At 56.6% G+C, this 11446-nt stretch carries 6 protein-coding genes; all 6 read left to right on the top strand.

Annotation, left to right across the window (positions count from 1 at the left end):
• Positions 1 to 3737 (top strand): DNA-directed RNA polymerase subunit beta (gene rpoB, locus D8U70_RS12125; RefSeq protein WP_130928969.1); only part of this gene is annotated, 3737 nt, incomplete at its 5' end.
• 64 nt (positions 3738 to 3801) lie between these two features.
• Positions 3802 to 8001 carry a DNA-directed RNA polymerase subunit beta' gene (rpoC, locus tag D8U70_RS12120; RefSeq protein ID WP_016772940.1) on the top strand — a complete coding sequence of 1400 codons (4200 nt, stop codon included), beginning with the start codon at positions 3802 to 3804 and terminating at the stop codon, positions 7999 to 8001.
• 216 nt (positions 8002 to 8217) lie between these two features.
• On the top strand, positions 8218 to 8589 hold the full coding sequence (rpsL, locus tag D8U70_RS12115) for a 30S ribosomal protein S12 (RefSeq protein ID WP_003186084.1): 372 nt from the start codon (positions 8218 to 8220) through the stop codon (positions 8587 to 8589).
• Positions 8590 to 8696: 107 nt separating this feature from the next.
• Positions 8697 to 9170, top strand: a complete 474-nt coding sequence (gene rpsG, locus D8U70_RS12110; protein WP_016772941.1) for a 30S ribosomal protein S7 — start codon at positions 8697 to 8699, stop codon at positions 9168 to 9170.
• Between the two features lie 30 nt (positions 9171 to 9200).
• Entirely contained in the window at positions 9201 to 11306 is a 2106-nt protein-coding gene (gene fusA / locus D8U70_RS12105; RefSeq protein ID WP_016772942.1) for an elongation factor G, read from the top strand.
• A gap of 31 nt (positions 11307 to 11337) precedes the next feature.
• Positions 11338 to 11446: GTP-binding protein (locus D8U70_RS12100; protein WP_130928968.1), on the top strand; the 109-nt coding region annotated here is incomplete at its 3' end.

Below are 11446 nucleotides of genomic sequence, written 5' to 3'. Positions count from 1 at the left end.
CGTCGAACAAAGCGATCAAGGACATCAAAGAGCAAGAAGTCTACATGGGTGAAATTCCCCTGATGACTGAGAACGGTACCTTTGTAATCAACGGTACCGAGCGTGTTATCGTTTCCCAGCTGCACCGTTCCCCGGGCGTGTTCTTCGACCACGACCGCGGCAAGACGCACAGCTCCGGCAAACTGCTGTACTCGGCTCGCATCATTCCTTACCGCGGTTCGTGGCTGGACTTCGAATTCGACCCGAAAGACTGCGTCTTCGTGCGTATCGACCGTCGTCGCAAACTGCCGGCTTCGGTCCTGCTGCGCGCACTCGGTTACACCACCGAAGAAGTGCTGGACGCGTTCTACACCACCAACGTATTCCACCTGAGCGGCGAAACCCTCAGCCTGGAACTGGTGCCATCGCGCCTGCGTGGTGAAGTTGCGGTTCTGGACATCCAGGACGAGAAGGGCAAGGTCATCGTTGAGCAAGGCCGCCGTATTACCGCGCGCCACATCAACCAGATCGAAAAAGCCGGTATCAAGACGCTGGACGTGCCACTGGACTACGTCCTTGGTCGCACCACCGCCAAGGCTATCGTGCACCCGGCTACCGGCGAAATCCTGGCCGAATGCAACACCGAGCTGAACACTGAAGTCCTGGCAAAGATCGCCAAGGCCCAGGTCGTTCGCATCGAGACCCTGTACACCAACGACATCGACTGTGGTCCGTTCGTCTCCGACACACTGAAGATCGACTCCACCAGCAACCAATTGGAAGCGCTGGTCGAGATCTATCGCATGATGCGTCCAGGCGAGCCGCCAACCAAAGACGCTGCCGAGACCCTGTTCAACAACCTGTTCTTCAGCCCTGAGCGCTATGACCTGTCTGCGGTCGGCCGGATGAAGTTCAACCGTCGTATCGGTCGTACCGAGATCGAAGGTTCGGGCGTGCTGTGCAAGGAAGATATCGTCGCGGTCCTGAAGACTCTGGTCGACATCCGCAACGGTAAAGGCATCGTCGATGACATCGACCACCTGGGTAACCGTCGTGTTCGCTGCGTAGGCGAAATGGCCGAGAACCAGTTCCGCGTTGGCCTGGTACGTGTTGAGCGTGCGGTCAAAGAGCGTCTGTCGATGGCTGAAAGCGAAGGCCTGATGCCGCAAGACCTGATCAACGCCAAGCCAGTGGCTGCGGCGGTGAAAGAGTTCTTCGGTTCCAGCCAGCTGTCGCAGTTCATGGACCAGAACAACCCGCTGTCCGAGATCACCCACAAGCGTCGTGTCTCTGCACTCGGCCCTGGCGGTCTGACTCGTGAGCGCGCAGGCTTCGAAGTCCGTGACGTACACCCGACTCACTACGGTCGTGTCTGCCCGATTGAAACGCCGGAAGGTCCGAACATCGGCCTGATCAACTCCCTGGCTGCGTACGCTCGCACCAACCAGTACGGCTTCCTGGAAAGCCCGTACCGCGTGGTGAAAGAGGGTGTGGTCACCGACGAGATCGTGTTCCTGTCCGCTATTGAAGAAGCCGATCACGTGATCGCGCAGGCTTCGGCGACCATGAACGAGCAGAAAGTCCTGATCGACGAACTGGTTGCCGTACGTCACCTGAACGAATTCACCGTCAAGGCGCCGGAAGACGTCACCCTGATGGACGTTTCGCCGAAGCAGGTTGTGTCGGTTGCAGCGTCGCTGATTCCGTTCCTCGAGCACGACGACGCCAACCGTGCGTTGATGGGTTCGAACATGCAGCGTCAGGCTGTACCGACTCTGCGCGCTGACAAGCCGCTGGTAGGTACCGGCATGGAGCGTAACGTTGCCCGTGACTCCGGCGTTTGTGTCGTGGCTCGTCGTGGTGGCGTGATCGATTCCGTCGATGCCAGCCGTATCGTGGTTCGTGTTGCCGATGACGAAGTGGAAACCGGTGAAGCCGGTGTCGACATCTACAACCTGACCAAATACACCCGCTCGAACCAGAACACCTGCATCAACCAGCGTCCGCTGGTGCGTAAAGGTGATCGCGTTCAGCGTAGCGACATCATGGCCGACGGCCCGTCCACCGACATGGGTGAACTGGCACTGGGTCAGAACATGCGCATCGCGTTCATGGCATGGAACGGCTTCAACTTCGAAGACTCCATCTGCCTGTCCGAGCGTGTGGTTCAGGAAGACCGTTTCACCACGATCCACATTCAGGAACTGACCTGTGTGGCCCGTGACACCAAGCTTGGCCCAGAGGAAATCACTGCGGACATCCCGAACGTGGGTGAAGCTGCACTGAACAAGCTGGACGAAGCCGGTATCGTTTACGTAGGTGCTGAAGTAGGCGCAGGCGACATCCTGGTTGGCAAGGTCACTCCGAAAGGCGAGACCCAACTGACTCCGGAAGAAAAACTGCTGCGTGCAATCTTCGGTGAAAAAGCCAGCGACGTTAAAGACACCTCCCTGCGCGTGCCAACCGGCACCAAAGGTACTGTCATCGACGTACAGGTCTTCACCCGTGACGGCGTTGAGCGTGATGCTCGTGCACTGTCGATCGAGAAGTCCCAGCTGGACGAGATCCGCAAGGATCTGAACGAAGAGTTCCGCATCGTTGAAGGCGCGACTTTCGAGCGTCTGCGTTCCGCACTGGTAGGCCACAAGGCTGAAGGCGGCGCCGGCCTGAAGAAAGGTCAGGACATCACCGACGAAGTACTCGACGGTCTTGAGCACGGCCAGTGGTTCAAACTGCGCATGGCTGAAGATGCTCTGAACGAGCAGCTCGAGAAGGCTCAGGCCTACATCGTTGATCGTCGCCGTCTGCTGGACGACAAGTTCGAAGACAAGAAGCGCAAACTGCAGCAGGGCGATGACCTGGCTCCAGGCGTGCTGAAAATCGTCAAGGTTTACCTGGCAATCCGTCGCCGCATCCAGCCGGGCGACAAGATGGCCGGTCGTCACGGTAACAAGGGTGTGGTCTCCGTGATCATGCCGGTTGAAGACATGCCGCACGATGCCAATGGCACCCCGGTCGACGTGGTCCTCAACCCGCTGGGCGTACCTTCGCGTATGAACGTTGGTCAGATCCTCGAAACCCACCTGGGCCTCGCGGCCAAAGGTCTGGGCGAGAAGATCAACCGGATGGTCGAAGAGCAGCGTAAAGTCGCTGAACTGCGCACCTTCCTGGACGAGATCTACAACCAGATCGGCGGTCGTAACGAAGATCTGGACAGCTTCTCCGATCAGGAAATCCTCGATCTGGCGAACAACCTGCGTGGCGGCGTTCCAATGGCCACTCCAGTGTTCGACGGCGCCAAGGAAAGCGAAATCAAGGCCATGCTGAAACTGGCAGACCTGCCGGAAAGCGGCCAGATGCAGCTGACCGACGGCCGTACCGGCAACAAGTTCGAGCGTCCAGTTACCGTTGGCTACATGTACATGCTGAAGCTGAACCACTTGGTAGACGACAAGATGCACGCGCGTTCTACCGGTTCTTACAGCCTGGTTACCCAGCAGCCGCTGGGTGGTAAGGCGCAGTTCGGTGGTCAGCGTTTCGGGGAGATGGAGGTCTGGGCACTGGAAGCATACGGTGCTGCTTACACTCTGCAAGAAATGCTCACAGTGAAGTCGGACGATGTGAACGGCCGTACCAAGATGTACAAGAACATCGTGGATGGCGATCACCGTATGGAGCCGGGCATGCCCGAGTCCTTCAACGTGTTGATCAAGGAAATTCGTTCCCTCGGCATCGATATCGATCTGGAAACCGAATAACACGTGACGCGAATCGAGAGCGGGGCAGGATTGCCCGCTCTCTGCTCCGCCAGGAGGAAAGGCCTTGAAAGACCTACTGAATTTGCTGAAAAACCAGGGTCAAGTCGAAGAGTTCGACGCCATCCGTATCGGATTGGCCTCGCCGGAGATGATCCGTTCGTGGTCGTTCGGTGAAGTTAAAAAGCCGGAAACCATCAACTACCGTACGTTCAAACCCGAGCGTGACGGCCTGTTCTGCGCCAAGATCTTTGGCCCGGTAAAGGATTACGAGTGCCTGTGCGGTAAGTACAAGCGCTTGAAGCACCGTGGTGTGATCTGCGAGAAGTGCGGCGTTGAAGTTGCACTGGCCAAGGTTCGTCGTGAGCGCATGGCGCACATCGAACTGGCTTCGCCGGTTGCCCACATCTGGTTCTTGAAATCGCTGCCGTCGCGTATCGGCCTGCTGATGGATATGACCCTGCGTGATATCGAACGCGTTCTCTACTTCGAGAGCTATGTCGTTATCGATCCAGGCATGACCACCCTTGAAAAAGGTCAGCTGCTGAACGACGAGCAGTACTTCGAAGCGCTGGAAGAGTTCGGTGACGATTTCGACGCCCGCATGGGTGCCGAAGCTGTCCGTGAACTGCTGCACGCTATCGACCTGGAGCACGAGATTGGCCGTCTGCGTGAAGAGATTCCGCAAACCAACTCGGAAACCAAGATCAAGAAGCTGTCCAAGCGTCTGAAGTTGATGGAAGCCTTCCAGGGTTCCGGCAACCTGCCAGAGTGGATGGTGCTGACCGTTCTGCCGGTTCTGCCGCCAGATCTGCGTCCACTGGTCCCGCTGGATGGCGGTCGTTTCGCGACCTCCGACCTCAACGATCTGTATCGTCGAGTGATCAACCGTAACAACCGTTTGAAGCGCCTGCTGGATCTGTCCGCTCCGGACATCATCGTGCGCAACGAAAAGCGTATGTTGCAGGAAGCGGTCGATGCATTGCTCGACAACGGTCGTCGTGGTCGCGCAATCACTGGTTCCAACAAGCGTCCTCTGAAATCCTTGGCTGACATGATCAAGGGTAAGCAGGGTCGTTTCCGTCAGAACTTGCTCGGTAAGCGTGTTGACTACTCCGGTCGTTCGGTAATTACCGTAGGCCCGACCCTGCGTCTGCATCAGTGCGGTCTGCCGAAGAAGATGGCTCTCGAGCTGTTCAAGCCGTTCATTTTCGGCAAGCTGGAAATGCGTGGTCTGGCGACCACCATCAAAGCGGCCAAGAAAATGGTCGAGCGCGAACTGCCAGAGGTTTGGGACGTTCTTGCTGAAGTGATTCGCGAACACCCGGTTCTTCTCAACCGTGCACCGACCCTTCACCGTCTGGGTATCCAGGCGTTTGAACCGGTACTGATCGAAGGTAAGGCTATCCAGCTGCACCCGCTGGTCTGCGCCGCGTACAACGCCGACTTCGACGGCGACCAAATGGCCGTGCACGTACCGCTGACGCTGGAAGCCCAGCTCGAAGCGCGTGCGTTGATGATGTCGACCAACAACATTCTGTCGCCAGCCAACGGTGAGCCAATCATCGTTCCGTCGCAGGACGTTGTATTGGGTCTGTACTACATGACTCGTGAAGCGATCAACGCCAAGGGCGAAGGTCGTGTGTTCGCGGATCTGCAGGAAGTCGACCGTGTGTTCCGTGCCGGCGAAGCCGCACTGCACGCCAAGGTCAAGGTTCGTATCAACGAAACCGTCAACGACCGTGACGGCAACAGCGTGAGCGGTACCCGTATCGTCGACACCACTGTCGGCCGTGCGCTGCTGTTCCAGGTTGTGCCGAAAGGTCTGTCGTTCGATGTCGTCAACCTGCCGATGAAGAAAAAGGCGATCTCCAAGCTGATCAACCAGTGCTACCGCGTGGTTGGTCTGAAAGAGACCGTGATCTTCGCTGACCAGTTGATGTACACCGGTTTCGCTTACTCGACCATCTCCGGCGTTTCCATCGGTGTTAACGACTTCGTTATCCCGGATGAAAAAGCCCGCATCATCGGTGCAGCCACCGACGAAGTGAAAGAGATCGAGAGCCAGTACGCCTCCGGCCTGGTAACCCAGGGCGAGAAGTACAACAAAGTGATCGACCTCTGGTCGAAAGCGAACGACGAAGTTTCCAAGGCGATGATGGCCAACCTCTCGAAAGAGAAAGTCATCGACCGTCACGGCGACGAGGTCGACCAAGAGTCTTTCAACTCGATGTACATGATGGCTGACTCGGGTGCGCGGGGTTCCGCAGCACAGATTCGTCAGCTGGCCGGTATGCGTGGTCTGATGGCCAAGCCGGACGGTTCCATCATTGAAACGCCGATTACTGCGAACTTCCGTGAAGGTCTGAGCGTACTTCAGTACTTCATCTCGACTCACGGTGCTCGTAAAGGTCTGGCGGATACCGCGTTGAAAACCGCTAACTCTGGTTACCTGACTCGTCGTCTGGTAGACGTGGCGCAGGATCTGGTAGTAACCGAGATCGATTGCGGCACCGAACACGGTCTGCTGATGACTCCGCACATTGAAGGCGGTGACGTTGTAGAACCGTTGGGTGAGCGCGTACTGGGTCGTGTCATTGCCCGTGATGTATTCAAGCCAGGCACCGAGGACGTTATCGTTCCTGCCGGTACTCTGGTAGACGAGAAGTGGGTCGAATTCATCGAGCTGAACAGCATCGACGAAGTGATCGTGCGTTCGCCGATCAGCTGCGAAACCCGCTACGGCATCTGCGCCAAGTGCTACGGCCGTGATCTGGCTCGTGGTCACCAGGTGAACATCGGTGAAGCGGTCGGCGTTATCGCTGCCCAGTCCATTGGTGAGCCGGGTACTCAGCTGACCATGCGTACGTTCCACATCGGTGGTGCGGCAAGCCGTACTTCCGCAGCCGACAGCGTTCAGGTGAAGAATGGCGGTACCGTCCGTCTGCACAACCTGAAGCACGTTGAGCGAGTGGATGGCCATCTGGTTGCTGTGTCCCGTTCCGGTGAGCTGGCAATCGCGGACGACTTCGGTCGTGAGCGCGAGCGTTACAAGCTGCCGTACGGTGCTGTGATTTCGGTTAAGGAAGGTGACAAGGTCGACGCTGGCGCAATCGTCGCCAAGTGGGATCCGCACACTCACCCGATCGTTACCGAAATGAAAGGTACCGTGACCTACGTGGGCATGGAAGAAGGCATCACGATCAAGCGTCAGACTGACGAATTGACCGGTATGACCAACATTGAAGTACTTGACGCGAAAGATCGTCCAGCTGCCGGTAAGGAAATCCGTCCAGCAGTGAAGATGGTCGACGACAACGGCAAGGATCTGTTGCTGCCAGGCACTGACGTTATCGCTCAGTACTTCCTGCCAGCCAACGCCCTGGTCGGTGTGGCTGACGGTGCGAAGATTGCGATCGGTGACGTTATCGCTCGTATCCCGCAGGAAACTTCGAAGACCCGTGACATCACCGGTGGTCTGCCGCGTGTTGCCGACCTGTTCGAAGCCCGTCGTCCGAAAGAAGCGTCGATTCTGGCTGAAGTCAGCGGCACCATCGCGTTCGGTAAAGAGACCAAAGGCAAGCGCCGTCTGGTCATTACCCCGAACGACGGTAGCGATCCGTACGAAGAGCTGATTCCGAAGTGGCGTCACCTGAACGTCTTCGAAGGCGAACAGGTAAACCGCGGCGAAGTTATCTCCGACGGTCCAAGCGATCCGCACGACATCCTGCGTCTGCTGGGTGTAAGCGCGCTGGCCAAGTACATCGTCAACGAGATCCAGGACGTTTATCGTCTGCAAGGCGTGAAGATCAACGACAAGCACATCGAGACCATCCTGCGTCAGATGCTGCGTAAAGTTGAGATCTCCGAGTCCGGCGATTCCAGCTTCATCAAGGGCGACCAGATGGAACTGACTCACGTTCTGGTAGAGAACGAGCGTCTGAGCGCGGAAGACAAGTTTGTCTCCAAGTTCACTCGCGTTCTGCTGGGTATCACCAAGGCGTCGTTGTCCACCGAATCGTTCATCTCGGCGGCTTCCTTCCAGGAAACCACCCGCGTACTGACCGAAGCGGCAGTCACCGGCAAGCGCGATTACCTGCGCGGCCTGAAAGAAAACGTAGTCGTGGGTCGTCTGATCCCGGCCGGTACCGGTCTTGCCTATCACAGCGAGCGCAAGCGTCGCCGTGATGCCGACAAGCCGTTGCGCGTAAGCGCCAGTGAAGTGGAAGCTGCACTGACCGAAGCGCTGAACTCGAGCGGTAACTGAGTTCTGCGATAAACGAGAGTGAGGCCCTGATCGCTCCGTTCGTCGAATCGAGACATCAAGTCAAGGTTCGATGGGCGGGGAGGTCGGGGCCTTGCCTTGACTGGAATCAAGATCCTCTTTAGACTCTTGATCCCCTAAATTTGGCGGGAATTCGTTCCTGCCATTTTGCTTTTCTTGCAAGACAATAGCGTCGCAAGACAACAGTGGAGCTAGTAGATGGCAACTATCAACCAGCTGGTACGTCAGCCGCGTAAGCGTATCGTCGAGAAATCCGACGTACCTGCGCTGCAGAACTGCCCGCAACGTCGTGGCGTGTGCACCCGTGTGTACACCACCACGCCGAAAAAACCTAACTCGGCACTGCGTAAAGTATGCCGTGTGCGTCTGACCAACGGTTTCGAGGTTTCCTCGTACATCGGTGGTGAAGGCCACAACCTGCAAGAGCACAGCGTGGTACTGATCCGCGGCGGTCGTGTAAAAGACTTGCCAGGTGTTCGTTACCACACCGTTCGCGGCTCCTTGGATACTTCCGGCGTTAAAGGCCGTAACCAGGGTCGTTCGAAGTACGGTACCAAGCGTCCGAAGTAATCGGCCGTTTTGCAGATTTTTATTTTATTGAGTCGATAAGAGTAAGGTCGGGCACGCATCCTCTGGATCTGTCCCGAGCTAACCTGAAGACCGCTTGAGGGCTTATCATGCCAAGACGTCGCGTAGCAGCAAAGCGTGAGATTCTGGACGATCCGAAATACGGAAGCCAGATCCTCGCCAAATTCATGAACCACGTTATGGAAAGCGGCAAGAAAGCCGTTGCCGAGCGTATCGTTTATGGTGCCCTGGAAACCGTTGCGGCCCGTAAGGCTGGCACCGATCCCCTGGAACTCTTCGAAAAAGCACTCGACGCCATCGCTCCGCTGGTCGAAGTGAAGTCGCGCCGCGTTGGTGGTGCTACTTACCAGGTTCCGGTCGAGGTTCGTCCTTCCCGTCGTAACGCTCTGGCAATGCGCTGGTTGGTAGACTTCGCCCGTAAGCGCGGCGAGAAGTCTATGGCTCTGCGTTTGGCTGGCGAACTGCTGGATGCTGCTGAAGGTAAAGGTGCTGCTGTTAAGAAGCGTGAAGACGTGCACCGTATGGCCGAAGCCAACAAAGCTTTCTCGCACTACCGCTTCTAATTTTAGCTTCACTAATTTTGCGAGGGCTTTATGGCTCGTACTACTCCGATTAGCCGCTACCGTAACATCGGTATCGTCGCTCACGTGGATGCTGGTAAAACCACCACCACCGAGCGCGTACTGTTTTACACCGGCAAAAGTCACAAAATGGGCGAGGTGCATGATGGCGCCGCGACCACAGACTGGATGGTTCAGGAGCAGGAGCGTGGTATTACCATTACTTCTGCTGCCATTACCGCCTTCTGGAAAGGTTCCGAGAAGCAGTACTCTCACGAGCACCGTTTCAACGTAATCGATACCCCGGGCCACGTTGACTTCACCATTGAAGTTGAGCGTTCCCTGCGCGTACTCGACGGCGCTGTCGTTGTGTTCTGCGGTACTTCGGGTGTTGAGCCGCAGTCGGAAACCGTATGGCGTCAAGCCAACAAATACGGCGTTCCACGTCTTGTTTACGTAAACAAGATGGACCGTGCCGGCGCCAACTTCCTGCGCGTGATCGGTCAGATCAAGCAGCGTCTGGGTCACACTCCGGTGCCGATCCAGTTGGCCATCGGTTCCGAAGACAACTTCCAGGGTCAGATCGATCTGATCAACATGCAAGCTGTCTACTGGAACGACTCCGACAAAGGTATGGTCCCTGTTCGCAAGGACATTCCTGCCGAGCTGCAAGAGCTGGCTGAAGAGTGGCGCAACAACATGGTTGAGGCTGCTGCCGAAGCCAACGAAGAGCTGATGAACAAGTACCTGGAAGGCGAAGAGCTGTCGATCGAAGAGATCAAGGCTGCTTTGCGTCAGCGTACTATCGCCGGCGAAATCGTTCTGGCCGTTTGCGGTTCTTCGTTCAAGAACAAGGGCGTTCCCCTGGTTCTCGACGCCGTTATCGACTACCTGCCTGCTCCGACCGACATTCCTGCTATCAAGGGTTCCAACCCTGATAACGAGGAAGAAGAGATGGAGCGTCATGCAGACGACAACGAGCCTTTCGCGGCTCTGGCGTTCAAGATCGCTACCGACCCATTCGTGGGTACTCTGACCTTCGTCCGCGTTTACTCGGGCGTGTTGAACTCCGGCGACGGCGTGATCAACTCGGTCAAAGGCAAGAAAGAGCGCGTGGGTCGTATGGTGCAAATGCACGCAAACGCCCGTGAAGAGATCAAGGAAGTACGCGCTGGTGACATCGCGGCCCTGATCGGCATGAAGGACGTCACCACTGGTGAAACCCTCTGCAACGCTGACAAGCCAATCATCCTGGTTCGCATGGACTTCCCGGAGCCGGTTATTTCGGTTGCGGTAGAGCCTAAGACCAAGGATGACCAGGAAAAAATGGGTATCGCTCTGGGCAAACTCGCTCAGGAAGACCCGTCTTTCCGCGTTAAAACTGATGAAGAGACTGGTCAGACGATCATCTCGGGCATGGGCGAGCTGCACCTGGACATCCTGGTTGACCGGATGCGCCGTGAGTTCAACGTCGAAGCCAACATCGGCAAGCCTCAGGTTTCGTATCGTGAGCGCATCACGAAGAACTGTGAAATCGAAGGCAAGTTCGTTCGTCAGTCCGGTGGTCGCGGCCAGTTCGGTCACTGCTGGATCCGTTTTGCTCCTGCTGACGAAGGTCAGGAAGGTCTGCAATTCGTGAACGAAGTTGTAGGTGGTGTGGTTCCTAAGGAATACATCCCGGCTATCCAGAAGGGTATCGAAGAGCAGATGAAGAACGGCGTTGTTGCCGGCTATCCGCTGATCGGCCTGAAGGCTACCGTGTTCGATGGTTCTTACCACGACGTCGACTCCAACGAGATGGCGTTTAAGGTGGCTGCTTCCATGGCGACCAAGCAACTGGCCCAGAAGGGTGGTGGTGAGTTGCTCGAGCCGATCATGGCGGTAGAGGTTGTTACGCCTGAAGACTATATGGGTGATGTGATGGGCGACCTTAACCGTCGTCGCGGCATGATCCAGGGTATGGAAGACACAGTGTCCGGCAAGGTTATCCGTGCCGAGGTTCCACTGGGTGAGATGTTCGGTTATGCGACCGACGTTCGTTCCATGTCCCAGGGTCGCGCAAGCTACTCTATGGAATTCAAAAAATACGATACGGCTCCGTCGCACATCGTCGAATCCGTAACCAAAAAACAAGGCTGATTCAGCCCCTTTAGGCTAGGAGTTAATTGTCGTGGCTAAAGAAAAATTTGATCGTTCCCTACCGCACGTCAACGTTGGCACCATCGGTCACGTTGACCACGGTAAAACCACTCTGACTGCTGCTCTGACTCGCGTCTGCT

It is taken from the genome of Pseudomonas sp. Sample_20 (assembly GCF_004307585.1).
GTDB lineage: Bacteria > Pseudomonadota > Gammaproteobacteria > Pseudomonadales > Pseudomonadaceae > Aquipseudomonas > Aquipseudomonas atacamensis.
The sequence above is the reverse complement of the archived record's forward strand: the minus strand, read 5'-3'. Positions and strand labels throughout refer to the sequence as shown.

Excerpts from the sequence above, each read along its gene's own strand:
- rpsL (WP_003186084.1), top strand. The coding sequence starts at position 8,218 with ATGGCAACTATCAACCAGCTGGTACGTCAGCCGCGTAAGCGTATCGTC.
- fusA (WP_016772942.1), top strand. The coding sequence starts at position 9,201 with ATGGCTCGTACTACTCCGATTAGCCGCTACCGTAACATCGGTATCGTC.
- rpsG (WP_016772941.1), top strand. The coding sequence starts at position 8,697 with ATGCCAAGACGTCGCGTAGCAGCAAAGCGTGAGATTCTGGACGATCCG.